The organism is Rhodococcus sp. 320_ES (assembly GCF_059691855.1).
In genome coordinates this window covers 126379-151682 of sequence record NZ_JCAWAG010000004.1, presented here as the reverse complement: position 1 = coordinate 151682, position 25304 = coordinate 126379, and the positions used below count along the sequence as shown (strand labels likewise).

Below are 25304 nucleotides of genomic sequence, written 5' to 3'. Positions count from 1 at the left end.
GGAGAGTCGAGGGTCCGCCCGGCGAGGGTGCGCTGGGCCGACGGTGAAGTGAGTGACCGCCGGACGATCGACTCGTTGTGACGGTAACCACACGCTAGGAGCGCCGGTAGGGAGCGTCAACAGCACGATTCGGTCCCGTGAGCCCGGAAACCCCTGTTCGGACGCTCGATTGTGGCTCGGTTGATCTTGATACGTCGCCCTGACCTGGGCACTATGTCGGGAACTTCCCGAATGACCGCAGCTTGATACCACTTGGGTATCGATCCATGTTATTTGCGTGTTGGACAGGCATTCAGCTCGGGCTTAGCGTTTCCGTATGACACCGCACCGGAGGACTGCAGAATGACCGTCGACGCACCCTCGCTGGAATCCGAATCATCTGTGCGACAACAGCATCACGGTCGTGTGCTGCAGGTGGGTCCGTTGAAGCCGTCCCTCGCCGCCACGCTCGGTGATACTTACGGTGCATCGATCCTGCCGACCGACGCCACTCGTGCAGACTTCCTCGCTGACCACGGCGGCGACGTCACGGCGGTGGTGACCTCCGGTCGCACCGGTGTCGATGCCGAGCTGATGGACGCTCTGCCCTCGCTCGGAGCGATCATCCACTTCGGAGTCGGTTACGACACAACCGATGTCGCCCGCGCCGAAGAACGTGGAATCGGAGTCAGCAACACGCCCGACGTGCTCACCGACTGCGTCGCCGACATCGCACTCGGACTTCTGATCGACGTCATGCGAGGGCTGTCCTTCGCCGACCGATTCGTTCGCGCCGGCCGCTGGCCCGTCGAGGGCAATGTCCCGCTCACGCGCCGGGTCTCCGGAAAGCGAGTCGGCATCGTCGGACTCGGGCGTATCGGCAGCGCCATCGCAACTCGCCTCGACGGCTTCGGATGCGTTGTGTCGTACCACAATCGTCGCGAGATCGCGGGCTCTCCCTACGCGTACGCCGACTCGGTCACCTCGCTCGCGGCGAGCGTGGACGTTCTGATCGTCGCGGCGTCGGGCGGCGCGGGAACCGAGAAGCTGGTCGACCGTGACGCTCTGGAGGCTCTGGGACGGGCGGGGTACCTGATCAACGTCGCCCGAGGAAGCGTCGTCGACGAAGACGCGCTCGTCGACCTGCTCACCCGTGGACAGCTCGCCGGCGCCGGACTCGACGTGTTCGCGCACGAGCCGCACGTGCCGCAGGCGCTCCTCGACCTCGACTCCGTGGTGCTGCTTCCGCACCTTGCCAGCGGCACCGTGGAGACCCGCGCCGCCATGGAAGCGTTGACGCTCGACAACCTCGACGAGTACCTCGCTGCCGGAACCTTGACCACACCCGTTCTTCCTCCACGACAGGCGATTCGATGACCATCGTTCTCAGCTACGTACCCACACCGGAAGGTCTCGGGGCGCTGCCCTTCGGCTTCGTCGAAGCGCGGCTGCGCGACACCGACGTCGTCGTGATCGCCGACGGTGACGCGGCGAACGCGGAGGACTTCGACGCCACGCTGCAGTCTGCCCGCGAGGAGGCGAACGCGACGGACGTGAAATACCGTGTGGCGCTCGGTGACGGAGACCGCACGCATGCGGACAACCTGATCGATGCCTCCTACGACGCCGGTGTCAGCCTGCTCGTCATCGGCATGCGCCGCCGGTCACCGGTCGGAAAGCTGTTGATGGGCAGCGTGGTTCAGCGTGTACTGCTGGACGCGCACTGCCCCGTCGCCGCGATCAAGCCGCCTGTCGGAGCTCCGCACCAGTAGGTCTCAGACCCTCAGTTCGGTCAGCACGTCCGCCATCAGCCTGTGCAGGGCCGGGTTGGCGTTGTCGGTGCGCCAGGCGGCATTGAGCTGGACCGGGTTGTCCCGGATGGCCGTCACCGGCCGGAAGACGACGCCCTCGGGTTGCATCGTCTGTGACGACGCGGGCACCAGCGCGATCCCGAGACCCGATTTCACCAGAACCAGCATGGTGTGAATCTGAGTCACGTACTGCACGTACCGCGGCGATGCACCGACGATGGTGAACACACTGATCAGCAGCTCGTGGAAGTAGCGCGCATCCACCGGGGAGTACATCACCACCGGTTGGTCGTCGAAATCGTCGATGGTCAGTTCCTCCGCTTCGGCCAGAGGATGCCCGACGGGGAGAGCGGCGATCAACGGTTCGTGGTGAACCGGCCTGGTCGCGATACCGGGCCGCGTCAGAATCGGCCGGATCAGGCCGAGATCCAGTTCGCTGCTGGTGAGTGCTTCGAGCTGAACGGTCGAGACCATCTCGCGCAGAACCAGTTTGACGTCGGGAAGCTTCTCGCGCGCCGTGGTGAGCAGTGTGGGCAGGACGGCGTGCGCGGACGCGCCGGTGAATCCGACCACGACGGTGCCGAGCTCGCCCGCCGGCACGCGGCGCACGGTCAGGACGGCGCCTTCCGAGAGGCTGAGGATGCGTCGGGCGTCGGGAAGGAACGCCGCGCCGGCCGCCGTCAGTGTCACCGACCGTGACGTGCGGTCGATGAGCTGTACGCCCAGCTCGCTCTCGAGCTGCTGTATCTGGCGACTCAGGGGCGGCTGCGTCATGTGCAAGCGTTCGGCGGCGCGGCCGAAGTGAAGCTCCTCAGCCACGGCGATGAAACACGACAGTCGCGCTAGTGAGAACACAAGGGCAGGTTACGCCCCTCTGTGCGCGATTTAGCGCCCTGGAGGGCACTGAATCGCGCACAGCGGTTACCACCTCGGGCAGGTGTTCTCGAATCCCGGATCGATGCTCTGCATGTACCCGGTGTCGTCGCGATCGCGAATCCCGCAGTCGAGGTACTGCTGGTGCAGGGCGGCGAGCGCGTCCTCGTCGATCTCGACACCGAGGCCGGGCGCAGTGGGAACCGGAACGGCGCCGTCGACGAAACCGAGTGCACCGCCGACGATTACGTCCTCGGTTTTCCACGGCCAGTGCGTGTCGCACGCGTACGTGAGATTCGGTGTGGCGGCAGCCAGGTGCACCATCGCGGCGAGCGAGATGCCCAGGTGCGAGTTGGAATGCATCGACAGTCCGAAGCCGAACGTGTCGCAGATTCCGGCCAGCAGGCGCGAACGCTGAAGTCCGCCCCAGTAGTGGTGATCGGACAGTACGACTCCCACCGAGTTCTTGCGCACGGCCGGGTCGAGTTGGTCGAACGCCACCACGCACATGTTGGTCGCGAGCGGCATCTTCGCTTCGCTCGCGACCTCTGCCATCCCGTCGAGTCCGGGTGTCGGATCTTCCAGGTACTCGACGATTCCCGCGAGTTCCGATGCGACGCGGACGGACGTGTCGACGGTCCATGCTGCGTTCGGGTCGAGCCGTAGTGGCAGGTCCGGGAACGCTGCACGCAGCGCCTTGATCCCGGCGATCTCCTCGTCGGGCGGGAATACCCCGCCTTTGACCTTGATGGCGCCGAAACCGTACTGGGAGATCATCTTCCGTGCCTGACGCACCAGGCCCTCGGGATCGAGCGCCTCACCCCACGAGTCCGGCTCGGCTCCGGGGTGGCCGGCCCACTTGTAGAACAAGTAGGCGCTGAACGGAACTGCGTCGCGGACCTTCCCGCCGAGCAGATCCGACACGGGCCGCCCCGTGGCTTTGCCCTGAACGTCGAGGCACGCCACCTCGAAGGGGGACAACACACGGTCGGTGGTGCTCGCGGTGGTGATCATTCCGGCCACCCCGTCACCGCCGGTGACCGAGAGGGTACCGAGGGTCGCGTCGATCGCGGCACGCATGGATCCGAGGGCGAAGACGTCGAGGCCCACGATGGCCTCGGCGGCGGCCTGCATCCTGACGAGATGCGCGGTGTCGGCGTAGGTTTCGCCGAGCCCGACCAGACCGCTGTCGGTGTCGAGCTGAACGATCGCCCGCAGTGCGTAGGGCTGGTGGACGCCGACGGTGTTCAGCAGCGGTGGATCGGCGAAGGCCACCGGAGTGATGCGTGCCCCCGTGACCCTCACCGGACCGCTCATGACCGACCGGCTCCGACAGCGAGCGCCTCCGCCAGCACTGCACGGCCGGCGGCTGTGATCTCTTCGAGCTCCTGCTGGTGCGCGGCGGAGATGTCGACGAGCGGCGCCCGTACGGGGCCCGCGTTGACACCTTCCATCGTCACGCCGGCCTTGATGAGCGACACCGCGTATCCGGGCACCTCGTCACGCAGGCGGACCAGGGGATGGAAGAAGCTGCGCAGCAACGCGTCCGTCAGGTCGGTGTCGTCGCTCTCCAGCGATTCGTAGAAGGCGAGAGCCAGCTCCGGAGCGAAGGCGAAGGTCGCCGAGGAGTACAGCGTGACGCCGATCGCCCGGTATGCCTGCTGCGACACCTCGGCGGTGGGAAGGCCGTTGAAGAACAGGAAGGGCTTGCCCGACGGTTCCAGCGCGTCCTTGACGGCCCGCACGATGCGCGACACCCGGTCCAGATCGCCTGTGCCGTCCTTGAAGCCGATGACGGTGGGGAACTGTGCGACCTCGACGGCGGACTTCTCGTCGTACCGAGCGTTGCTGCGGTTGTAGACGATGACGGGGAGGTCGGTCGCGTTCGCCACCTCGCGGGTGTACTCGACGAGACCCGCCTGCGGCATGGTCACCAGGTACGGCGGGAGCAGCAGGATGCCGTCGGCTCCGTTGTCCTTGGCCGCGCGGGCGAAGATCTTCGCCTGCGCCAAAGATCCGCCGGCACCGGCGAACACGGGTACGCGACCGGCGACGACCTCGACGGCCGTGGCGACGATGCTGCCGAATTCCTCGGCCTCGAGGGCGTGGAATTCACCGGTGCCGCAGGCAATGAAGACTCCGCCGGGACCGGCGTCGACTCCCTTCGCGATGTGATCGGTCAAGCGGGCGTAATCGACCTCACCGGTTGCAGTGAACGGGGTTACGGGAAAGAACAGGACGCCGTCGAGCATGTCGAACTCCTACGTGTGGGATGTGTCAGGACTGGCTGAGGGTGCCGTCGATACGGCGCCAAATGTGGTCGGGGTTTCCGTCTGCGATGGGGGACGGGAGCAGTGCGGCCGGGACGTCCTGATATGCGACGGGGCGCAGGAAGCGCTCGATGGCCAATGAGCCCACGGACGTGGTGCGTGAATCCGAGGTCGCGGGGAACGGGCCGCCGTGGACCATGGCGTGACCCACCTCGACCCCGGTCGGCCACCCGTTGAACAGGATTCGGCCTGCGCGCAGTTCGAGAACGTTCAGCAGGCGCGCCGCCTCGGTGTGGTCGGCGTCGTCGGTGTGAATCGTCGCGGTCAGCTGTCCTTCGAGGTGGGCCGCCACGGAGCGGACCTGCTCGGCGTCGGTGCATCGAACGATGAGCGACGACGAACCGAAGACTTCCTGCTGCAACACCTCCGAGGCGAGGAAGGACTCGGCGTCGGTGCTGAACAGGGCTGCCGAGCATGCGTTCGGCGCCTGCGTCGTCTTGCCGCGTGCGACGACGTCGGCCGGGCCGTCCAGTGCCGCAACGCCGTCGGCGTAGCTCGATGCGATGTTCGGGGTCAGCATGGTGGTCGGAGTGGACTCGGCAACGGCGTCGCGCGCTGCTGCGGTGAACGTGTCCAACCCCGGTCCGTCGACGGCGATGACGAGGCCCGGATTGGTGCAGAACTGGCCCGAGCCGAGGGTCAACGAGGCGACGAAGGCTTTTCCGAGCTCCTCGCCGCGGGTGCGCAGTGCGGACTCCAGCGGGAACACCGGGTTGATGGAGCTCATCTCGGCGTACACCGGGATCGGCTCCGGGCGCGATGCGGCTGCGGCCACGAGAGCGGTTCCGCCCGAACGTGATCCGGTGAAACCGACGGCCTTGACGCGGGGGTCCGTGACGAGGGCGGTGCCGAGTCCGCGTCCCGAACCGAACAGCAGCGAGAAGGTTCCCGCGGGCATGCCGGTGGACGCCACCGCGGACGTGATTGCGCGCCCGACCAATTCGGATGTTCCGGGGTGCGCGTCGTGTGCCTTGACGATGACGGGGCAGCCGGCAGCGAGAGCCGACGCGGTGTCGCCACCGGCGACGGAGAAGGCGAGCGGGAAGTTGCTGGCGCCGAACACGACGACCGGTCCGAGCGGGACCTTGCGCTGGCGGATGTCGGCGCGGGGGAGCGGAGTGCGATCGGGCTGGGCGGGATCGATGCGTGCGCCGTTCCACCCTCCGTCGCGCAGGACCGAGGCGAACAAGCGGAGCTGGCCGGACGTGCGTCCGACCTCGCCCGTGATTCGGACGACCGGCAGGCCGGACTCTCGAACGGCTCTCTGGATCAGGGTGTCACCGAGTTCTTCGAGGTTCGCGGCGATCGTTTCGAGGAACGTGGCGCGCTGCTCGGAGGTGGTGGAGCGGTACTCGTCGAAAGCTGCTGCCGCGGCGGCGCAGGCAGCGTCGACGTCGGCATCTCCTCCGTGTCCGAACGGGGGATCGAGCTCCTCACCGGTACTGGGATCGATCGCTCTGATCTGCGTACCCGAACCTGCGACAAAGGACCCGGCAATGATCAGTTCGCCGGTCAGCGTGTCTGTGGACGGTGCGGTTGCGGTGGGCGGTGTCATGTGAACCACGCTAGGACTGTCGCCGATTCCTGTCCAAGTCAAATTAGGGTCTGATCGATGCCCTTGTTGCATCACTGTCGATGCAGTACGTGCATCGACCGATAGCAACTCTGTCTTGGACAGGAATCGATCGCGGTATTTACTGTACGAGCGAGCGCGGTCAGAATCTGCTGATCCGAGGGCCACGGCGAATCGACACGTCCTCCACCGACATCGAGAGGGTCGAATCATGAACGCGTACAGCACAGCTCCCCGGGTAACGGAGATGCGAGTCATCCCCATCGCCGGACACGACGGAATGCTCCTCAACCTGAGCGGCGCCCACGCGCCGTACTTCACGAGGAATCTGGTCGTGCTCACCGACTCGGCCGGACATGTCGGAGTGGGTGAGGTTCCCGGCGGCGAGCCGATCCGTCGATGCCTCGAGGACGCCCGACCGTTGGTGGAGGGCGAGACGGTGGGCGCGTACAACGCCGTGCTCATGCGCATGCGGGCGGCGTTCGCCGATCGCGACTCCGGTGGGCGAGGCGCACAGACCTTCGACCTGCGCATCGCGGTCCACGCGGTCACGGCCGTCGAGTCCGCGCTGCTGGACCTGCTCGGTCAGCACCTCGGCGTAAGCGTGGCCGCCCTGCTCGGAGATGGACAGCAGCGCGAGAAGGTGCAGGCACTCGGATACCTGTTCTTCGTCGGCGATGCGTCCAAGACCGACCTCGCCTACCGCACTCCCGCCGACGAGTCGGCCGACGAGGACGACTGGATGCGGGTACGCCACCAGGAGGCACTGACTCCCGACGCCGTCGTCGCTCTCGCGGAAGCCGCGCAGGCGCGGTACGGATTCCAGGACTTCAAGCTCAAGGGCGGCGTACTGCCGGCCGCCGAGGAGGCGCTCGCGGTCACCGCGCTGGCCGAACGATTCCCCGACGCACGAATCACGTTGGACCCCAACGGCGGTTGGCTGCTGAAGGATGCGATCGAGACGTGCCGCGGACTGCGTGACGTACTTGCGTACGCCGAGGATCCGGTCGGTCCCGAGGGCGGCTTCTCCGGCCGTGAGGTGATGGCGGAATTCAAGCGCGCCACAGGACTTCCCACTGCGACCAACATGATCGCGACCGACTGGCGCGAGATGGGACACACCATCCGATCGGGCGCCGTCGACATCCCGTTGGCGGACCCGCACTTCTGGACCATGAGCGGATCCGTGCGAGTCGCTCAGCTCTGCGACGCGTGGGGACTGACGTGGGGTTCGCACTCCAACAACCATTTCGACGTCTCGCTGGCGATGTTCACTCACGTGGCGGCGGCCGCCCCCGGCACCATCACGGCCATCGACACCCATTGGATCTGGCAGGACGGCCAGCGAGTGACGAAGGCGCCCTTCGAGATCGAAGACGGTTACCTGACGGTGCCCGAGAAGCCCGGACTCGGCGTCGAATTGGATTGGGATCGGGTGGAGGCAGCGCACGAGCTGTACCGGCGTGAAGGACTCGGCTCGCGCGACGACTCGATCGGCATGCAGTACCTGATCGACGGATGGGCGTTCGACAGCAAGAGGCCCGCGCTGGTGCGCTGACTCGTAACGGTAGTACGCGTAACGAAGCGTCAGTGACGGCGATATCACCCTCGTAGGTTTCCGGGTACGACGGGAGATAACCGTGAAGGTTCGTCGATCGTTCTTTTCCACGGTCGTTGCCGCCGCTGCGGCGCTCACACTGGGAGCGTGCGGAGGTGGGGCGCAGACCGCGTCGCCGCCACCGGCTGCTTCGACCACGGCTGCTACGACCACGACAAACTCGACGGAATCGTCTGCAGCGCAAACGACTTCGACCGTGACCTCATCGCCCGAAGAGTCCGTTGTGAGCGGATCGGTCGATACGACCGAGCTTCCGGCAGCGACCACCACCCCACCGTCTCCGAGCGCGGATCCCTGTCCGGGAGGGCGCAATCGCGGTACCGGAGCGTCCGCATTCGAGGGGAACTGGCAACGGCACGAAAGTCAGCTCGATCTCGAGCGTGAGCACGGGACGAGCACACTCGCGATCGGTGCGAGCGCGGTGGACACCGAGAACTGGCGCGTCGACTGGACGCAAGACGAGTGTGACAGCGGCGAGATCGTCGTGACCCTGCTCGATCGCACCGCGATCTACGGATCCGGAGTGGGTGGCGACCTGTACGAGGGCAAGACGTTCACGGCCAGATTGGGGTTGGGAGCCGGGTACGTCACCGTCCTGAACACGAACGGTCTCGGAGACGCTCCGGGCCAGTACACCTGGTGCAGGAGCGGGGAGTCCGTTCCGGAGTGCGGCGCGTAGCTCAGCTACCCACGGCGGTCGGTGCGGGCGCGACTGCTCGCGCACGAAGGGTCCCGACCGCCACCACGATCGCCGCGATCACTGCCGCCCACCCCGTCGTCGTGTTGATCAGCTCTCCCGACAACCGGCCCTGTGCGACCCACCCGAGACCCCACACGATGGACAGCATCGGGGCGATGCGGCCGCGGCCGGTCACGGCGACGAACAATCCGATCAGCGCTGCGACGGCCAGAACGACCACGGACCAGGTGGTGGCACCTGCCGTGACGCCCATGTCGACGAGCCAGGCCGTCGTGTTGGCAATGGTGGCGACGCACAGCCATCCGAGGTAGAGGCCGAAGGTCCCGTCGGTGACGACGGCGTCGACACGACTGGTCGAGCGGACTCTGCGCATCAGGTAGAAGACGTAGGCGAGGGATGCGAGCAGCGCCACGATCACCACGACGCTGAGCAACAGGATCCCGGCCTGGACGACCAGAATCCACGCTGCATTCAGGATCATCGTGACGGCGATCGGGTAGCCCAGCATGCGGTGCCGCTCGCTCGTCTTCTGTGACGGCAGGAACTGCCAGATCGTGTACGCCACGAGCCCGAGGTAGATCACCGACCAGATGGAGAACGCGGGCCCGGCGGGTGCCACGAGCGTCGACGTGGCGCTGAGTGCGCCGCCGGCTGCCTCCGCGATCGGGGTGCCGACGAAGGCGCCCGACCCGATCGCCGATCCCGCGATGGCGACGACGGCGCTCACGGCCACCGTGATCTGCCGAGTGAGGTCTGACGGTGTGCGGCTCACATCGAGCACCTTTCGTTCGTTCAGTCTGCTGAACACACCGTAGCAGCGACATTTCGGACAGAGGTTCGGGCTGATTCCCACACGGCTCGTCTGTCGGGGCGGGAAACCATCGGGCGAAGGGGCTTGCGACGGCTCGGCTCCGGCGGCTCGAACTTCGTTGAACGTTGAATAAAAGTCCCAAAGTTCTTTTCGGACTCCGAAACGGCGGCCGGATGCATAACGCACGGTTTGTTCATGGTCCGAGGTTTCGTGCTCTGAGTTTTGGTTCGTGGGTGTATTACTCAAAACTATTGCAGCGCAGTGACATTGATATTTTTCGCAAAGAAGCCAACGTGATCATGAGCCTGTGTAACCATAGATTTGCGCAGCAGTTCGACCATTTCAGCTACGGACAAATTCCATTTACCTCTGTAACACCGGCGTAATGGTCGAACGAAGTACCGGTCGAGTCACCACGTCGAGCAGCCGGCTGGCCGACCTCACCCCGCCCTTCCCCGATGGTTGGTCGGCCCACCACACGCCCATACTCGGGCACTTTCGACACCGCCCATTCTCGGGCGCTCGACAACGGAGAACGAATCAAGATGAACAAGTCCCTCAAAGGTGCACTCGCGGCGGGCGCGGCGGCGCTTCTCTTGCTCGGCGGGGCCGGTAGTTACGCCCTCTGGCAGGATTCGGAGAACGTTCAGGCGGGCACGATTGCGACCGGGGACTTGGACATCGCGCCTGCCTCGCCTGCCGCTGGCTGGACCGACCACTCCGCCGACGTCAAGGCCGCCAATGGTGGAAACCCGAAGAACATCCTGGCCATCGCCGACTACCGGCTCGTGCCCGGTGACGAGCTGCACTACGACGCCAACTTCACGGTCGTCGCGAATGGCACCAACATGAAGGCGAAATTGACGTCCAATCTCGCGAGCGCCGTCTACAACAGTGCGACCGGACTCACTGCGACCAATGCCCCCATCACCACGGTCGTGAAGATCAACAATGTGGTCGTCCCGGACGGAACCATCACGAGTGCGGCGGCGGGACAGCCGGTCAGCGTGGCCGTCGTTCTCCAGTTCCCGAGCACCGCGAACCAGGCGCGTATCGGCGTCAACAGCACGATCGACCTCACGTCGTTCAAGCTGACCTTGGACCAGGTCCGCCCCGGCGTCTGATCCAGCCCGAACGGCAAGAGAAGTCTAGTGAGCAGCCGAAAGCTGTGGCTGGGCGTCGCGGTGGCGTCGGCGGCTGTGCTGATCTTCGGATCCGTACAGACCACCGGCGCCCTGTGGCGTGATCAAGAGGCCGTTCAGGCGGGCGTGGTCCGGACCGCAGATCTGGTGCTGACCACTGGAGGGTCCGGAACCGGGACGAACTTCACGTTCGATGCGCTGTCCGGAACGAACGTTGTTCCGGGAACGTCGGTGACCAAACCGCTCGATGTGCGAAACCCAGCTTCCGCGCCATTGCATTTCCGGATGACCGCGGCGGGTCCGCAGGTCTCGACCACGGGCGCGTCCGTCAAGGTGACGTTGGCTGCCAGCGCGGTGCCCGATACCGTGACATGCCCGGACGCCGGGCCGTTGCCAGGACAAGCCATCTTCACCCAATTCGAATCATCGGCGACCACGACGTCCGCACCCAACCAGTCGTGGACCGACATTGCGCCCGGCGGAACTCAAAAGCTCTGTGTGAGAACCACCTTGACGGATGTCACCAGTGCGACCTCCCCGGTCAGCTACACCCACAAATTCTCCTTCGAAGCGGAGTCGACATGACGCACGCGGCCACGCCTCCCACCGCCGAATCCGACGGTCGGGAGCGCACCGGTCCCTTTCGCTGGGTCCTGCAGGTCGTGTCGTGGGCGCTTCTCATGTTCACGGTCGCAATCCTGCTGGCAGCGGTGGTCATACCGAAACTCTCTGACGCGCAGCCGTACACGATCCTGACGCAGTCGATGGAACCGCAGTACCCGCCCGGCACTCTTGTCGTGGTGAAGAAGGCCGATCCGTCGGAGCTCGCTATCGGCACTGTCATCACCTACCAGATCCACTCCGGCCAACCCGACGTCGTCACTCACCGAATCATTTCGTCCTCCTTCGATTCCGAAGGGGCAAAGGTCTTCACGACGCAGGGCGACAACAACAACGCCCCCGACGACGGGACGGTCGAGCCCGCCCAGATTCGTGGCAGCCTCTGGTACTCGATTCCGTACCTGGGCTATGTGAACAACTGGTTGACCGGAGACACGCGGACCACGGTGGTGTCGATCGCCGCGGGCGCGTTGTTGCTCTATGCGGTGTGGCAGTTCGTGAGCGCCGGTTACTCACGGCGGCGCGAAAGGAATTCTTGGACATGAGTGTTCGCGCAATCATAGTCAGTGCCCGCGTTCGCGCGCTGTTGTCGCTCGGCATGGTTCTCGGTCTTGGCGCGGTGGGCACCCTGGCGGCATGGTCGACGGCAACGACCACGAACTCAGGAGTGTTCACCACCGGAACTGTCGACCTTCAGCTGAACGGAAATAATGGGCCTGTCTCGGTGGGATTCAATTCGCCCTTGACAGTGCTGCCCGGGAAGAGTCTTGCCGCGATCTTGCTGGTCCAAAACAAGAGCAACCTCGACTTCAAATACACTATCGATGCTGCCGGCGGCGCCGGGACCTTGACCTCTTCTTTGCGGATGACCGTTATAGCAGGCAACGACACGGCCGTCTCGAACAACGCTTGTTCGACCTCCTCGAATACGACGGTGGTCGCGAACAGCATCGCACTTGGTGCATCGACGCGCATCGCAAGTCGTGGGTCGTTAGCCGCCAACACCGGCGTCGAAAAACTCTGCATTCAGTTCACCTTGCCGACCGGCGTCGACAATGCTGTGCAGGGCACTGTCGGCAATGCGCAGCTCGTTTTCACGGCCTCCTCGACATGAAGGCACGACACGAAGGCAGCAACGTAATCGCGAGGCGCAATAGCGCGGGCGTGGAATGGGCGCTGAGCTTAGGCGCAGTCGCTGGAGTCGTTTGTATTGCCGCTGCTGTTGCAGGCGTCTTCTTCGGGGTGACGCCACTGGTCTTCAGATCGGGCTCGATGGCGCCGGCAGTCGACACCGGGGCTCTGGCGCTCGGAGTGGACGTCAGCGGAGATCAGATCGTGGTCGGCCAGGTGGTCAGCATCGTCCGTGATGATGGCTCCCGAATCACGCACCGCGTGCACTCCATCGAGGCCGTCACGGGGAACTCGGCGACAATTGCCTTGAAAGGCGATGCCAACGCCGAGCCGGACCCTGACGTTTACGTCGTAGCATCGGCAACTCGCGTATTCGCGCACATCCCCTACGCTGGTTACTTCGTCGCGTGGCTGTCAACGCCGTTCGCTTGGATCATCGGCCTTGCTGTGAGCGGTGTGCTGATGTACTTCGCATTCCGGCCTGCACGGCCCCAAAACCCCTCTCCGGCGAAGCACCGGCAATCGGAGTCGCACGGAAACATTTTGGCCTCTGTCGCGTTGGTTTTGACGGTCGCGGTTGTGGTCGGAACGGGATTCTCTCGCTCTGAGGCGACAACGGCCGCGCTGCAAGACATAGCTGTCGCAAATGCGACCGTCACCGCCGCGAAACCGATCACGCCGACGGGATTTACCTGCACCACCACTGGAACGGGTCTCACGAATGTCACCCTGTCCTGGGATGCGATCGATAGCAATCACAGTTTTGTGCTGGTGTACAAACTCGGCAACACGATTATTCGGACCGACCCTGTTGGCGCCCAGTCATCTGGGAGAATCACCATAACGGCGCCAAGCGGCTTGATCAGTTTGGGAGACACATACACCGTCTCGCTGCAATCGAAACTTGGTGAATTCGTTTCCATTCCGCTCATCACGCGGCAATATCAAACCCTCTCAGTCGTGTTAGGTGTTGCGAAGAGGTGCGTGACCGAAGGCAGTGTCGCCGCCACCCCTCGCTCGGCCCGCATCGCCGAAACTACGCCGTCAACGGTCGCTCCCGCCGCCTCGCCGACAGTCCCTGCAACTACATCGGCACCGTCAGTGACGACCACCCCCACGGCGACCACAACCGCGTCGGCGACCACCAGTACAAACTTGACAACCACGGCCACTATCTCGACAACCACGACCACCACCCCACCCCCGCCAACCACCACCCCGCCACCCCCGCCCAGCGCCTTCGTCGCCGACGGCTCCTCGAAAACCAGCGGAACCAACACCGCATCGGTGTCCGATGGTCAACTGACCGTCACCGACGGGTCGGGGACGACGGTGTTCACCCAACCCGTCACGTCGAGCTCCAAGTACGGCACCGGCATCGTGTGGTCGAGCACCGGCGAACTGTACGCACTATCGGAAAGCGCGGGGCCGGTGAAGATTTCACCGTCGACCGACGGCACCTGGGCGGCGACACCCGTCGACACCTCGGCTCTGCCCTCGGACATCGCCGCGCTCGTCTGACCTCACTTGTCCGACCTCGCGTGTAGAAACGAACGAGACGCATCACGCGACGACGAGGAGAACACCGTGGACCACACCGGTCTGTTGATCGACGCTTTCGACCGCATCAAGCAGGTCGTGCACGCCACGCTCGACGACCTCGACGAGAAGGCGCTCACCTACCGCCCCGATCGCGACGCCAACTCGATTGCCTGGTTGATCTGGCACCTCACCCGGGTTCAGGACGACCACATCGCCGGTGCCGCGGACGTTCCGCAGGTCTGGACCAACGACGGTTGGGACCAGCGATTCGACCTGCCGTTCCCGAGCGAACAGATCGGTTACGGGCAGTCGTCGGACGACGTCGCCGCCGTGACACCCGACGCCGAGTTGCTGCTGGGCTATCACGACGCGGTGCACGCTGCCACGGTCGCCTACGTCGGCACGTTGAGCGCGGAGGATCTCGACCGCGTGGTCGACGAGAACTGGGATCCGCCTGTCACGCTGGCGGTTCGATTGGTCAGCGTCGTCTCGGACGACCTGCAACACGTCGGTCAGGCCGCATACGTACGGGGCCTGTACGAGCGTCAGGGGAGCTGACCGGGCAACACTTCGGCGCACAGCGCGTCGAACCTGTGGAGGTCGTTGCCGGCGAGCAACGCGGCAAGCAGGATGCGCGTCTGGCCGGGCCTGAGGAAGCCCGTTCCGCGGGCGCCGGCTGCGGCCAGATCACTGCCGCCGCCCCCGCCTCCGTAGGTGGTGACGATCGAGCCGTGGGGGACCCTGGTCGACAGCGCAACCGTCACTCCGGCGTCGGTGGCGTCCCGAACAGCAAGGGTCACATCGGCATTGGTGTTCCCCGCACCCAAGGCCTCGAGCACGACACCGCGTGCGCCGGCCGCCACCACGGCGTCCAGAGCGACACGGTCGGCGCCCGGGTAGAGCGCGACGATATCGACCCGCACGTCACCGATCGCTCGTGCACGTAACACCGTTCGATCGATGCGGGTCGATGTCGGCCTCGACCCGAAGGCTGCAACGCCCTCCGTGTCGATCTTGATCGTTCCCCGAGCCGGAAACAGGTGGCCGTCGAACGCGATCAAGACGCCCCGACCCCGAAGCGACGGATCGTGCGCCGCCGCGATGGCGAACTCGAGATTCGCGGGGCCGTCGGACTCCGGGTGATCGGACGTGCGCTGCGCCCCCGTGAACACGACGGAGCGCGAATCGGCGTGGAAGAGGTCGACGAGAAACGCGCATTCCTCCATCGAGTCCGTTCCGTGGAGAACGACGACGCCGTCGATGGTCAGGTCCTCCAGCGCCGTCCCCACGGCCGAACGAACGACGTCGAAGTCGCGCAACGACATTGCGGCACTGTCGACGGACATGATGTCGAGAATGCGGATGTCCGCGGCCGACGACAGCGAACCGACCGTATCGGTTCCGGTGACGGTGGGTGTGCTGACGCCGGTGGAGTTCGACGTGCTGGAAATGGTTCCACCCGTCGTCACCACGGCAATGTTCGGCACCCGTTCACCCTAGTGCCCGCGGCTTATCGACCCGACCCAATGTCACGTTCGGTCCACATAGGCGACCCAACGTCACATTGGGTCCGGCCGGAGAACCGCCTACCGCCCGATCCGCTCCGCCAACCGCGCACGCAGCGACGCCTTCGACGCCCGCGCCGGCGCATCGGCGATCAGCGCGTCGACGGTCTGCTCGGCGTCGAGTTTGTTGTCACCGATCCCGCCGGTCGCGCCGCGTTTCGCCCACCCGACGACATACGTTCCGGGGACGTGCGCGCCCGACGCGTCGACGACTCGGCCATCGATGTTTCGGATGGTTCCGGTGTCGGGATCGAAGGGCAGACCCTGCAGTTCCGAACCGCGGTATCCGATGGCTCGCAGTGTGAGCTGAGCGGGGACGGTCACCACGTCGTCGCCGAGCGCGATGTCGACGGATTCGACTCGGTCCGTGCCGTTCACGGACACCGGAGAAGCACCGAAGGCGAAGACGATTCGTCGGCCCTCGTCGGGAAGGGACGACAGAGAGACGATCGGGGCGCCCGCCAATGCCGACGCGGGAGCCGACATGGGGAGCCCGTCGATCGCGTCGACCGACCCGGCCACGGCCACCTCGACACCGGGGCGCACGACGAGCGCCTGGCATTCGGAGCGCGTGAACGCGGCGAATTGGGGACCGCGTCGAGCCAGAATCACGACCTCGCGCACACGGTGCGACCGCAAGGCGCGCAACGCATGTGGTGCGATATCGGTGCTTGCGAGTGTGTCGGGGTCCGCGGTGAGGATGCGGGCCGCGTCGAGAGCCACGTTGCCGTTGCCGACCACAACGACGCGATCGACTCCGCTGAGATCGATCTCGTCTTCCGCGACGTCGGGGTGTCCGGTGTACCAGCCGACCAGGGTGCGGGCGCTGATCGCGCCGCGAAGGTCGGCGCCGGGGACGTCGAACGCGCGGTCGACGTCGGCGCCGACGGCGTAGACGACTGCATCGAATTTGTCTGCCAGAGAAGCCGGTTCGACGTCGGTGCCGACGCGAACGCCGAGTTTCATCGTCACGCGGGGGTGCACGAACAACGACTTGAAGTGCTCGCCGATCCGACGCGTTCCCTGGTGGTCCGGTGCCACGCCGAACCGGGCCAGACCGCCGGGGGTCTTCAGCCGGTCGTAGAACGTGACGCGCGCGTCGGATGTGCGCAGAATCGCTTGTGCCGCATAGCAAGCGGCGGGTCCGGTTCCCACGATGGCGACCGCGATACGACCGATGTCGTGCACATTGGGCGGCGGGAACTTCGGTGCGTCCCAGAGGTGATCGGCGGACCGATTGCGGTAGTAGTCCGCGTTCAGCTCGGCGTAGATCTCCTGATCGGGCGCGAGCCGGGAGACGCGGGTGATCGCGTCGACCGGGCACGCGTCGGCGCACGCGCCGCAGTCGATGCACGACCGGGGGTCGATGTAGAGCAGATCGGTCTTACCGAAGTCGGGCTCGTCCGGTGTCGGGTGGATGCAGTTGACGGGACAGACCGACAGGCACGATGCGTCGTTGCAACAGTTCTGGGTGATCGCGAACGCCATCAGAGCATCACAACATGTGGAGCTTGCGGTAGTACACCGCCGCCGGCTTCGTGACCAGACCGCAATCGCTCAGGAATGCCATGAGGTGCTGGCTGGAGGTGCGCATCATCGCGTGGTGGTGGGCGTTGTTCTTCGCCTCGCGCACAGCGCGCTTGGTGTCGAGACCGGCTGCGGCGTAGACGCCCTTGTTGACCATGTTCGAGACGATGATCTTGGCGGCGATGGCGATGATGAGCGCGCTGCCCTTGCGGCGGGCCTTGCTGATGCCCTGCATGTTCTCGCGCATCTGGGCGCGCGCGAAGGTCATGTGACGCGACTCCTCGACCACGTGGATCTTGCTGGTGGTGCGCACGAGGGGGAGCACGTTCTCGCCGCGCATCCAGTCGCGCTGCATCACGTCGAGAACTTCTTCGGCGACGAGGATGCCGCCGTACGCGGTCTCGGACGATGCGATGGTCTTGAATCCGCGGCCGAGGAACCGGCTGAACGGGCGGGGCATGTAGCCCTTGACGCCCATCTTCTTGCACGCGCGGGCGAACATGATCGAGTGGCGGCACTCGTCGGCGATCTCGGTGAGGGCGAAGTGGAAGTCGGACTTCGAAGCGTCCTCGCAGTACTGATCACGCAGGACCATCTGCTGCAGGATCATCTCGAACCAGATGCCGGTGCTCATGATCGAGCACACCTCGTGACGAGTGAGCGTGACGCGCTGCTCCTCGGTCATCTCTTTCCAGTACTCGGTCCCGTAGAGAGTGCTCCACTCGGGAATGAGTCCGTACTGCGACGGGTCGAGGTCGGCGTCCCAGTCGACCTCGGTGGACGGGTCGTACGACAGCTTCTCGACCGAATCGAGCAACCGAGCGGATACGTCCTCGGTTTCCATGGAGTCGGTCGGCGCGAACGTGCTGGTCATCGTCTCTGTCCCTTCGTCGCGGTAACTGTGACTCAGATTATCAGCAACTTGTGTTCACAGACAACTGTTTCCTGTGCGAACCATCTCGCGACGCGGTGTCACTGTCACTTCGAAGCCCTTCGGCATCAGGGTGAGACGTTCGTTGATCTCGAGCCGGTACGCGGGATCGGGACGCAGATCGTAGCTCTGCAGGATCTTCCCGAGGACCAGAACGGCCTCGTGTACTGCGAACTGCCGACCGATGCAGGCGCGCTCGCCCGTGCCGAACGGCTTGTAGGCGTGCGCCGGCCGCGATCGCACCCGGGCGGGTTCGAATCGATCGGGATCGAACTCGTCGGTGTTCTCACCCCAGACGGGGTCGCGGTGCAGGCCCGGAAGAAACACCAGCGCCCAGTCGCCGGCCCGCATCTCGTGCGTGCCACCGATGGTGGTGTCCTCGCGAGCTCGGCGCGCAAAGGCGGGCGCCGTGGGCCACAAGCGCAGCGTCTCGTCGAGTACCCGCCGCACGTACCGCAGTTTGGCCACCTGGTCGTACGCCGGCCGCTCGGTCTCGCCCCACACGGCGTCCACCTCGTCGCGCGCCCGAGCGAGAACCTCCGGATTGCGCGCCAGGTAGTAGAGCGCCAGTGACAGTGCGCCCGACGTGGTCTCGTGACCGGCGACGAGGAACGTCACCAGTTGGTACCGAATGTTCTGCTCGTCGATCGCAAGTTCGGGGTTGTCGTGAGCGGCCTGCAGCATCAACTCGAGAAGGTCGTTCGGGTGTGGTTCGGGGGAGACGCGCCGAGCCTTGATGACGTCGTCGACCAGGTCGAGCACGTATTTCTCGTCTGCCGCATTCTGCGTGGCCCCGCGCTTGGTGACCAGACGTCCCACGCGAGACCTGGACAGAAGGCCGGTCTTCTGAGCATGACCCAGTGCGCGCACCATCGCCGACACGAACGGGTGTACGTCCGCGTTCTCGAAGGACGCGAAGCCGTATCCCATGGCCGTCCGGCCGATCGTCTCGAGCGTCAATCGCGTCATGTCCGCGGAGACATCGGAGACGCCGACCTTCGCCCACCAGCCCTCGAGTTCGGCGAACACGTCCAGCATGACGTCGTGGTAGGAGTGCATGGCCGACTTGGTGAACGCCGGTGCCAGCAATGCGTGGGCCTTCGCCCAGTTCGGCTCCTCGTTGAACGCGGTGAACAGACCGTCCCCACCGAGGCCTCGCAGAGCAGAGATCGCCGGGTTCACGTACTTCGAGAATCGTTTTTCGTCGCACAGTTCTCCCGCGAGGTCGGCACCGGAGACGATCACCACCCGCTGGTCGAGGATCTTCCGCTCGAAGATCGGACCCAATTCGGCTGCGAATCGAAGCGAGTCCTGGATCGCGGTCGACTGGGACACACCGATGACGTCTCCCACGAACGGGAGGCGGCGAGATGGGTGAGGCAACGTCGCGGACATGAGATCTCCTGTTGAACTCGTGTGCAGTAACAAGAACCTACGCCTTGTTGAACTCGTGTCAAGTAAGATTGCGCAACCCATGACGCGACAACGACTCACGCCCGACGAGCGACGCACCCAACTGCTCACCATCGGCGCACAGCTCTTCTCCGAACGTCCGTACGAGGACGTGTGGATCGAGGAGGTCGCCGAACGCGCGGGTGTCTCGCGCGGGCTGATGTACCACTACTTCTCCGGCAAGCGCGACTTCTTCGCCGCCATCGTGCGCGTCGCCGTGGACCGGATCCTGCGGGAGACCGAGCCCGATCCTGCTCTGCCCGTTCGGGATCAGATCACCCATGGACTCGACGCGTACCTGAGGTTCGTGCGCGACAACGGTCCGAGCGTGCGCGCGCTCAATCACGGCGAGCTGTCCGCCGACACCGAGATTCGGGACATGGTCGACGCCGAACTCGCCGAACAACAGCGGCGCATCCTGGTGGCCCTGGGGTCCGGTCCCGGGCAGGATGCCGTGCTCGAAGCGTCGATCCACGGGTGGATCGCATTCGTGCGCGCCGTGGTCGTCGATTGGATCGACAACGACGCCCTCACCGAGGATCAGGTTCGAGATCTGTGTCTGCGCGCCTTGAACGGACTGATCGGTACCGGGTCGATGGACTCCGCGGATGTCGGTGGGCCGTGACAGCATCTCGCGCATGACCACGACCTGGCCCGCCCACTGGCCGACCGAGGCACGAGACATCGCGAAGTCCGTCTCGGCCGCGCTCGACGCCGCTCGGGACGGCGACGCAGACGGGTTGGCCCGCGCCACCGACGATCTCGCCGCGCTCCCGTACGGCCACGCCGAGGCGGTGCACTCGGCGCTCGTACGCAACCTTCTCGAAGACACCCACCCGGGTGGGCTCTCCGGTGACGACGCGCACGCGCTGGTGCAGGGTGTCGTCGCGGCGCACCCGGAATGGGCGGCCACGCTGGACCGGACTGCGCTGATCATGGTGGTTCTCGGTGCGCTCGGCGTCGACATCGATCCGGCGTTCTTCGCCGGCGACAACCAGGATCCCGAGGATCTGCCCGAGGTGCCGAGGCTGACCGCGGTCGAGAGTGCGCGCTACGCGACGCTCGTCATCGACGCACTCCTCGCGAAAACCGACGGCCGCGGGGCACCGTATATCCGGGCTGCGATCGACGAGATCGCGCGAGCCGAGACGGTCGAGATGCCCTGACCGGGACCAGACAAGGGGACTAGAGAAACTGCCCCTTGACGAACCCGGCGAGGATCACGGCCAGTCCGCCGACTTCGCCGACGATCAGCGCCACCATGAACGCGTGGGTGCCGCGGATCGGGTGCCGGAACTGGTTGTCGGTGTCGCGCAGGATCCCGTGTACCACGTAGCCGACGATCGCCCCTACGAAGAAGGCGATCACCACCGCGGCAGCGATCAGGTCGACGGCCGTCGGCCACGCGCTGAACTGCACGAGTGCCGCAAGAACCAGCGTCGCGAACGAATACATCAGCGCTGCACGGTGCGCGATGTCGACGTACGCGTGCGCCTGCCCGTTCTCCGAGGTCGCCATCTGCTGGTACTTCCAGATCCCGAGTACCAGTGCCCACAACAGGATGAGACCGGACAACAGCAGAACGACCTTGGTGTCGGTGCCCAGTTCCATCGGGATACCGTATCCACCCATGCGCGAAGTGCTCACATGGGAACTGTTCGGCACGGCCTCGCGAGAGTTGACGCAATCCATCGTCGACAGCGGATTCCAACCCGACATCGTCATCGCGATCGCGCGCGGCGGGCTGCTGCCCGCCGGTGCCATCGCCTACGCCATGGGGGTCAAGGCTGCGGGCACGTTGAACGTCGAGTTCTACAGCGACATCGAAACCACCCTGCCCGATCCGGTGGTGCTCGAGCCGCTCCTCGACACCAACGCGATCAAGGGAAAGAAGCTGCTCGTCGTCGACGACGTGGCCGACTCGGGCCGCACGTTGGCGCTGGTGGTCGAGCTGTTGCGCGAACACACCGACGAGATCCGCTCCGCCGTCATCTACACCAAGCCGGCGTCGGTCATCGCGCCCGACTTCACGTGGCGCGAGACCGATCGCTGGATCAACTTCCCCTGGAGCACCTTGCCGGTGATCGGCGCGGGCTCCGAGCGCGAACCGTCCTGACTCAGCCCTCGACGGCGATCAGCACCTTGCCGGTGACGCCGTCCTCGACGGCCTGGTGGGCTGCCGCGGTCTCGGCGAGCGAGAACGTGTGCAGCGGAAGCCCGGTCGACTCTCCGACGGTCAGCACCCCTGCTGCCACTGCGGCGCTCACGTCTTCCTTGGCGGCCTCGAGCGCGTTCTGCCCGACGGTGTAGAGAAGGACGAACTGAAACCTGGTGTTGAGCACCATGTTCGGGCGAATGTCGAGGGTCATCGTGTCGCCGCCGTTGTTGGCGTAGATCGCGATCACGCCGCGGGTCGACAGCACGGCGGCGTTCAGTTCCGCGTTCTGGCTCGGCGCCACCTCGACCACGAGATCGACTCCGTCGGGAGCGATCTCACGAATTCGGGCTGCGGCGTCCTCGGTCTTGTAGTTCACCACGTGCTGCGCCCCTGCGGACGTCGCCAGCGTGCCCTTCTCCGGGCTGCTGACGGTGGTGATCACCGTCGCCCCGGACCACACCGCCAGCTCGATCGCCGAGTGCCCGACTGCTCCGGCACCGCCGGCGACCAGAACCGTCTTGCCGTCGAGCGCTCCGGGATGCAGCCGCGACGGCCCGTCCTCCGACACCGTCAGAGCACGATGGGCGGTGACGGCCGGAACGCCCAGGGACGCACCGAGTTCGAAGCTTGTCTCGTCGGGAAGTCGCACTACTCGATCGGCCGGTACCACCGTGAATTCCTGCGCGGTTCCGGTGGGACGCTCGTGCTGAGCGAGCAGCAGCCACACCCGGTCGCCCACGGCCAGACCGGTGACGTCGTCTCCGACTGCGTCGACCGTGCCCGCGGCGTCCTGACCGGGAACCACTTCGTCGAACGCGGGTTTCTGGCCGGGCCCGGCGCCGGTGCGCGATTTCCAGTCGGTCGGATTCACGCCGGCCACCGCAACACGCACTCGAACCTCGCCCGCGCCCGGTTCGCCCGGTTCGCGGTCCACCAGGGTGAGTACGGAGGGATCGCCGGTCTGGGAGTACACGATTGCCTTCATGTGTAAGGCCAACACGGATCGACGACGACTCTGTTCCCGAGCGCCGTCGTCTGCTTCACTCGGGTGATGCTGATGCGGTCGCGTCTGGTCAACTCTGCCGTCGGATTTGCGCTGGCCTGCCTGGTGATGATCACGCTGCACGAGTTCGCCCATGCCGCCGTCGCACTGTTGCAGGGAAACAGCCCGACGGTCCGTGCGTTCAGCGTCGACACGGGGGCGGACTCGGACGGCGAACGCATCGCCACCGCCCTGGGTGGACCGCTGTTCAGCCTGGTCAGCGGACTCGTGGTGCTCACCCTGCCGGTCGATCGACTGCCGACGTTCTGGCGTCTCACGGTGCTCTGGTTCGGCCTGCTGAGCGTGCAGGAATTCTCCGGTTACCTCATCACCGGACCGTTCGCCGGCGCCGGCGTCGGTGACATCGGCCGAGCGCTCGAGCTCTCGGGCTCACCCGCGTGGGTTGGGTGGATCGGGTTCGTGATCGGCTGGGCCATCACGTATTTCGTCGGCCGTGTCGCGGTGCGCAGGTTGATCGCCTTCACCGATGCCGATGCGCCTCTCGCCCCTCAACTGCGCGAGGTGGGCTTGTTCGCGTGGCTGACCGGGGTGGTGATCGTCCTCGTCCTGAGCATCGGTCTCTTCGACGGCGGTGGCGACGGCCCTTTCGAAGCGCTCGGGCTCATCGCGTCGGGCATCTTCTTGATCTTCGTACGACTGTTCATGACCGACGCGAAGCGGACGCCCGGCTCGGGCGCCCGCTTCGATGTTCCGGTGGTCGGTGTGGTCGTACTGATCGTCGTCGCAGTCCTGCGGCAGGTTTTCCTGCGATAGCGACTACCGGCGGACCGAGCCCGTGACCGCGAGGATCGGAGGGGGATCGCCTTAGACTCACGCCATGCCCGACCTCTCGCTGTCCCGGCGCGGATTTCTGCGCACCTCGTCCATCGCCGCCGGGGTGGGTGTGGCCGCGTCGCTGCCGGCCCCCGCCAGCGCCGCCGGTGCGTTCTTCCGGCACGGAGTGGCGTCCGGCGACCCGACTCCCGATGCCGTCATCCTGTGGACCCGCCTCACCCCGACCGACGACGCTATCCCCGGCTCGGGGAAGGGCCCGGACGCTGCGGTCGGGTGGGCGGTGTCCACCAACGCTGCGATGTCGTCGATCGTGGCGTCGGGGTCGGTCACCGCATCCGCGCAGTCGGACCACACGGTGAAGGTGGACGTCACGGGGTTGGCGCCGGCGACCACGTACTACTACCGGTTCACGTCGGGTGGGCAGAGCTCACCGGTGGGCACCACGCACACGGCGCCGGCAAACGATGCCGATGTCGAGCGGATGCGGTTCGGGGTGGTGTCGTGTTCGAACTGGGAGTCCGGGTACTTCGGGGCGTATCGCCATCTCTCGCTGCGTACGGATCTCGACGCGATCATTCATCTCGGCGATTACATCTACGAGTACCGGACGGGCGGGTTCGCCGGGAAGTACGGGGTGATTCGCCCGCACGATCCGTTGCACGAGATCGTGACCCTCGCCGATTATCGAATTCGCCACGCGCAATACAAGACCGATCCCGATCTGCAGGCGGCGCACCTCGGTGTTCCGTGGATCTGTACGTGGGACGATCACGAGTCCGCCAACGACGCCTACGACGGCGGCGCGGAGAATCATCAGCCCGCCACCGAGGGCGACTGGGCGACGCGCAAGGCCAATTCGGTTCAGGCGTACTACGAGTGGATGCCCGTGCGCGCGGCCGGGTCATCGACCAATCGACATCTGTACCGCCGGTTGCGGTTCGGCACGTTGATGGAGTTGTCGATGCTCGATCTGCGGACGTACCGGTCCCAGCAGGTGATGCCGTACCAGGGGCGTGAGGTCGATTCGCCGAACCGCACCATCACGGGTGCGGAGCAGATGAGTTGGCTGACAGGCGGTCTGGTGTCGTCGCCGACGCAGTGGAAGATCGTGGGCAATCCGGTGATGATCACGCCGACGTTGATTCCGCCGCTCGATCCGCAGACCACCGCGGCCGTGACGCAGTTCCTGGGTCTGCCCGCAGCGGGAGTGTCGTACAACGCCGATCCGTGGGACGGTTACACCGCGGACCGCAAGAAACTGCTGGATACGCTGCGCACCAACGATATCGACAATACGGTGTTCATCACCGGAGACATCCATTCGTCGTGGGCGTGCGATCTACCCGTCGACGCGGCGAACTATCCCGCGGCCGGAACGGTGGCCACCGAGCTGGTCGTGACGTCGGTGACCTCGTCCAACATCGACGACTTCACCAAGACTCCCGAGCACACGGTCGGCCGGGTCGCGGAGGAGGCGTTCAAGACGCTCAACCGGCACGTGAAGTACGTCGACCTCGACACCCACGGGTACGGAGTGTTCGAGGTGTCGAAAACCGGCGCGCAGATGGACCACTGGTATCTGACGGCCAAGGAGGACAGGAACTCCGGCATCTACCTCGGTGCGAGCTACCGGGTGGAGTCCGGTACGCAGCGGGTGGCGCCGGCCGCCGCCCTTCCCCCGCTGTGAGTGATTTCCGGCCCTG

The 25304-nt window shown here is 65.5% G+C and carries 26 protein-coding genes; 15 read left to right on the top strand and 11 right to left on the bottom strand.

Annotation, left to right across the window (positions count from 1 at the left end):
• Positions 1–342 precede the first annotated feature (342 nt).
• Positions 343–1356, top strand: a complete 1014-nt coding sequence (locus AC59JP_RS15260; protein WP_497326656.1) for a 2-hydroxyacid dehydrogenase — start codon at positions 343–345, stop codon at positions 1354–1356.
• On the top strand, positions 1353–1751 hold the full coding sequence (locus AC59JP_RS15255) for a universal stress protein (RefSeq protein ID WP_497326655.1): 399 nt from the start codon (positions 1353–1355) through the stop codon (positions 1749–1751). Before AC59JP_RS15260 ends, AC59JP_RS15255 begins: the two co-directional genes overlap by 4 nt.
• 3 nt (positions 1752–1754) lie before the next feature.
• On the opposite strand, the gene AC59JP_RS15250 is transcribed toward AC59JP_RS15255, so the two are convergent.
• The 4 genes from AC59JP_RS15250 to AC59JP_RS15235 all read right to left on the bottom strand — a co-directional run bounded on the left by AC59JP_RS15250 (position 1755) and on the right by AC59JP_RS15235 (position 6548).
• Positions 1755–2645 (bottom strand): LysR family transcriptional regulator, encoded by an 891-nt coding sequence (locus tag AC59JP_RS15250; protein ID WP_497326654.1) that lies wholly within the window; start codon positions 2643–2645, stop codon positions 1755–1757.
• A 66-nt stretch (positions 2646–2711) separates the two neighbouring features.
• Positions 2712–3980, bottom strand: coding sequence for a glucarate dehydratase family protein (locus tag AC59JP_RS15245; RefSeq protein WP_497326653.1), 1269 nt, complete (start codon positions 3978–3980; stop codon positions 2712–2714).
• Positions 3977–4915, bottom strand: coding sequence for a 5-dehydro-4-deoxyglucarate dehydratase (locus AC59JP_RS15240; protein WP_497326652.1), 939 nt, complete (start codon positions 4913–4915; stop codon positions 3977–3979). Before AC59JP_RS15240 ends, AC59JP_RS15245 begins: the two co-directional genes overlap by 4 nt.
• Positions 4916–4940: 25 nt before the next feature.
• The gene (locus AC59JP_RS15235) at positions 4941–6548 is read right to left on the bottom strand and encodes an aldehyde dehydrogenase (NADP(+)) (protein ID WP_497326651.1); all 1608 of its coding nucleotides are present in this window, start codon (positions 6546–6548) and stop codon (positions 4941–4943) included.
• Positions 6549–6777: 229 nt separating this feature from the next.
• Between AC59JP_RS15235 and AC59JP_RS15230 the strand changes: the two genes are divergently transcribed.
• Positions 6778–8124, top strand: a complete 1347-nt coding sequence (locus AC59JP_RS15230) for an enolase C-terminal domain-like protein (protein ID WP_497326650.1) — start codon at positions 6778–6780, stop codon at positions 8122–8124.
• A gap of 256 nt (positions 8125–8380) precedes the next feature.
• Positions 8381–8863: a hypothetical protein gene (locus tag AC59JP_RS15225; protein WP_497326649.1), complete on the top strand. Its 483-nt coding sequence runs from the start codon at positions 8381–8383 to the stop codon at positions 8861–8863.
• A 1-nt stretch (position 8864) separates the two neighbouring features.
• Here the strand turns inward: AC59JP_RS15225 and AC59JP_RS15220 are convergent, their stop codons facing one another.
• Complete coding sequence (locus tag AC59JP_RS15220) at positions 8865–9656, bottom strand: TspO/MBR family protein (protein ID WP_497326648.1); 792 nt, start codon at positions 9654–9656, stop codon at positions 8865–8867.
• 584 nt (positions 9657–10240) lie between these two features.
• Between AC59JP_RS15220 and AC59JP_RS15215 the strand changes: the two genes are divergently transcribed.
• From AC59JP_RS15215 to AC59JP_RS15190, 6 genes are all read left to right on the top strand, one after another.
• Positions 10241–10819 (top strand): alternate-type signal peptide domain-containing protein, encoded by a 579-nt coding sequence (locus AC59JP_RS15215; protein ID WP_497326647.1) that lies wholly within the window; start codon positions 10241–10243, stop codon positions 10817–10819.
• Between the two features lie 27 nt (positions 10820–10846).
• Positions 10847–11422 carry a hypothetical protein gene (locus AC59JP_RS15210; protein ID WP_497326646.1) on the top strand — a complete coding sequence of 192 codons (576 nt, stop codon included), beginning with the start codon at positions 10847–10849 and terminating at the stop codon, positions 11420–11422.
• Positions 11419–12003, top strand: coding sequence for a signal peptidase I (locus tag AC59JP_RS15205; protein ID WP_497326645.1), 585 nt, complete (start codon positions 11419–11421; stop codon positions 12001–12003). Before AC59JP_RS15210 ends, AC59JP_RS15205 begins: the two co-directional genes overlap by 4 nt.
• Positions 12000–12572 (top strand): SipW-dependent-type signal peptide-containing protein, encoded by a 573-nt coding sequence (locus AC59JP_RS15200; protein WP_497326644.1) that lies wholly within the window; start codon positions 12000–12002, stop codon positions 12570–12572. Before AC59JP_RS15205 ends, AC59JP_RS15200 begins: the two co-directional genes overlap by 4 nt.
• Entirely contained in the window at positions 12569–14110 is a 1542-nt protein-coding gene (locus tag AC59JP_RS15195) for a S24/S26 family peptidase (protein ID WP_497326643.1), read from the top strand. The genes AC59JP_RS15200 and AC59JP_RS15195 overlap by 4 nt, the downstream gene beginning before the upstream one ends.
• 66 nt (positions 14111–14176) lie before the next feature.
• On the top strand, positions 14177–14689 hold the full coding sequence (locus AC59JP_RS15190; RefSeq protein ID WP_497326642.1) for a mycothiol transferase: 513 nt from the start codon (positions 14177–14179) through the stop codon (positions 14687–14689).
• Here AC59JP_RS15190 and AC59JP_RS15185 read toward each other — a convergent pair.
• The 4 genes from AC59JP_RS15185 to AC59JP_RS15170 form a co-directional block, all read right to left on the bottom strand.
• Positions 14677–15618 (bottom strand): asparaginase, encoded by a 942-nt coding sequence (locus AC59JP_RS15185; RefSeq protein WP_497326641.1) that lies wholly within the window; start codon positions 15616–15618, stop codon positions 14677–14679. The genes AC59JP_RS15190 and AC59JP_RS15185 overlap by 13 nt on opposite strands.
• A 99-nt stretch (positions 15619–15717) precedes the next feature.
• The gene (locus tag AC59JP_RS15180) at positions 15718–17184 is read right to left on the bottom strand and encodes an FAD-dependent oxidoreductase (RefSeq protein ID WP_497326640.1); all 1467 of its coding nucleotides are present in this window, start codon (positions 17182–17184) and stop codon (positions 15718–15720) included.
• Positions 17185–17191: 7 nt separating this feature from the next.
• On the bottom strand, positions 17192–18097 hold the full coding sequence (locus tag AC59JP_RS15175; RefSeq protein WP_497326639.1) for an AurF N-oxygenase family protein: 906 nt from the start codon (positions 18095–18097) through the stop codon (positions 17192–17194).
• A gap of 54 nt (positions 18098–18151) precedes the next feature.
• Positions 18152–19549, bottom strand: a complete 1398-nt coding sequence (locus tag AC59JP_RS15170; RefSeq protein ID WP_497326638.1) for a cytochrome P450 — start codon at positions 19547–19549, stop codon at positions 18152–18154.
• Between the two features lie 79 nt (positions 19550–19628).
• Between AC59JP_RS15170 and AC59JP_RS15165 the strand changes: the two genes are divergently transcribed.
• Together AC59JP_RS15165 and AC59JP_RS15160 are read left to right on the top strand one after the other, a co-directional pair.
• Positions 19629–20231 (top strand): TetR/AcrR family transcriptional regulator, encoded by a 603-nt coding sequence (locus AC59JP_RS15165; RefSeq protein ID WP_497326637.1) that lies wholly within the window; start codon positions 19629–19631, stop codon positions 20229–20231.
• Between the two features lie 13 nt (positions 20232–20244).
• Complete coding sequence (locus AC59JP_RS15160; protein ID WP_497326636.1) at positions 20245–20772, top strand: hypothetical protein; 528 nt, start codon at positions 20245–20247, stop codon at positions 20770–20772.
• Between the two features lie 19 nt (positions 20773–20791).
• On the opposite strand, the gene AC59JP_RS15155 is transcribed toward AC59JP_RS15160, so the two are convergent.
• Positions 20792–21217: a hypothetical protein gene (locus AC59JP_RS15155; protein ID WP_497327079.1), complete on the bottom strand. Its 426-nt coding sequence runs from the start codon at positions 21215–21217 to the stop codon at positions 20792–20794.
• Between the two features lie 19 nt (positions 21218–21236).
• Between AC59JP_RS15155 and AC59JP_RS15150 the strand changes: the two genes are divergently transcribed.
• On the top strand, positions 21237–21722 hold the full coding sequence (locus AC59JP_RS15150) for a phosphoribosyltransferase (protein ID WP_497326635.1): 486 nt from the start codon (positions 21237–21239) through the stop codon (positions 21720–21722).
• 1 nt (position 21723) lies between these two features.
• Here the strand turns inward: AC59JP_RS15150 and AC59JP_RS15145 are convergent, their stop codons facing one another.
• Positions 21724–22749 (bottom strand): NADPH:quinone reductase, encoded by a 1026-nt coding sequence (locus tag AC59JP_RS15145; protein ID WP_497326634.1) that lies wholly within the window; start codon positions 22747–22749, stop codon positions 21724–21726.
• A gap of 72 nt (positions 22750–22821) precedes the next feature.
• Between AC59JP_RS15145 and AC59JP_RS15140 the strand changes: the two genes are divergently transcribed.
• The gene (locus AC59JP_RS15140) at positions 22822–23580 is read left to right on the top strand and encodes a hypothetical protein (RefSeq protein WP_497326633.1); all 759 of its coding nucleotides are present in this window, start codon (positions 22822–22824) and stop codon (positions 23578–23580) included.
• A 64-nt stretch (positions 23581–23644) separates the two neighbouring features.
• A complete protein-coding gene (locus AC59JP_RS15135) occupies positions 23645–25288 on the top strand; it encodes an alkaline phosphatase D family protein (protein WP_497326632.1) in 1644 nt (547 codons plus the stop codon).
• Positions 25289–25304 lie beyond the last annotated feature (16 nt).

Excerpts from the sequence above, each read along its gene's own strand:
- AC59JP_RS15205 (WP_497326645.1), top strand. The coding sequence starts at position 11,419 with ATGACGCACGCGGCCACGCCTCCCACCGCCGAATCCGACGGTCGGGAG.
- AC59JP_RS15255 (WP_497326655.1), top strand. The coding sequence starts at position 1,353 with ATGACCATCGTTCTCAGCTACGTACCCACACCGGAAGGTCTCGGGGCG.
- AC59JP_RS15215 (WP_497326647.1), top strand. The coding sequence starts at position 10,241 with ATGAACAAGTCCCTCAAAGGTGCACTCGCGGCGGGCGCGGCGGCGCTT.
- AC59JP_RS15140 (WP_497326633.1), top strand. The coding sequence starts at position 22,822 with ATGCGGTCGCGTCTGGTCAACTCTGCCGTCGGATTTGCGCTGGCCTGC.
- AC59JP_RS15160 (WP_497326636.1), top strand. The coding sequence starts at position 20,245 with ATGACCACGACCTGGCCCGCCCACTGGCCGACCGAGGCACGAGACATC.
- AC59JP_RS15165 (WP_497326637.1), top strand. The coding sequence starts at position 19,629 with ATGACGCGACAACGACTCACGCCCGACGAGCGACGCACCCAACTGCTC.
- AC59JP_RS15260 (WP_497326656.1), top strand. The coding sequence starts at position 343 with ATGACCGTCGACGCACCCTCGCTGGAATCCGAATCATCTGTGCGACAA.
- AC59JP_RS15245 (WP_497326653.1), bottom strand. The coding sequence starts at position 3,980 with ATGAGCGGTCCGGTGAGGGTCACGGGGGCACGCATCACTCCGGTGGCC.
- AC59JP_RS15175 (WP_497326639.1), bottom strand. The coding sequence starts at position 18,097 with ATGACCAGCACGTTCGCGCCGACCGACTCCATGGAAACCGAGGACGTA.
- AC59JP_RS15145 (WP_497326634.1), bottom strand. The coding sequence starts at position 22,749 with ATGAAGGCAATCGTGTACTCCCAGACCGGCGATCCCTCCGTACTCACC.
- AC59JP_RS15200 (WP_497326644.1), top strand. The coding sequence starts at position 12,000 with ATGAGTGTTCGCGCAATCATAGTCAGTGCCCGCGTTCGCGCGCTGTTG.
- AC59JP_RS15240 (WP_497326652.1), bottom strand. The coding sequence starts at position 4,915 with ATGCTCGACGGCGTCCTGTTCTTTCCCGTAACCCCGTTCACTGCAACC.
- AC59JP_RS15135 (WP_497326632.1), top strand. The coding sequence starts at position 23,645 with ATGCCCGACCTCTCGCTGTCCCGGCGCGGATTTCTGCGCACCTCGTCC.
- AC59JP_RS15235 (WP_497326651.1), bottom strand. The coding sequence starts at position 6,548 with ATGACACCGCCCACCGCAACCGCACCGTCCACAGACACGCTGACCGGC.
- AC59JP_RS15170 (WP_497326638.1), bottom strand. The coding sequence starts at position 19,549 with ATGTCCGCGACGTTGCCTCACCCATCTCGCCGCCTCCCGTTCGTGGGA.
- AC59JP_RS15155 (WP_497327079.1), bottom strand. The coding sequence starts at position 21,217 with ATGGAACTGGGCACCGACACCAAGGTCGTTCTGCTGTTGTCCGGTCTC.
- AC59JP_RS15150 (WP_497326635.1), top strand. The coding sequence starts at position 21,237 with ATGCGCGAAGTGCTCACATGGGAACTGTTCGGCACGGCCTCGCGAGAG.
- AC59JP_RS15195 (WP_497326643.1), top strand. The coding sequence starts at position 12,569 with ATGAAGGCACGACACGAAGGCAGCAACGTAATCGCGAGGCGCAATAGC.
- AC59JP_RS15180 (WP_497326640.1), bottom strand. The coding sequence starts at position 17,184 with ATGGCGTTCGCGATCACCCAGAACTGTTGCAACGACGCATCGTGCCTG.
- AC59JP_RS15230 (WP_497326650.1), top strand. The coding sequence starts at position 6,778 with ATGAACGCGTACAGCACAGCTCCCCGGGTAACGGAGATGCGAGTCATC.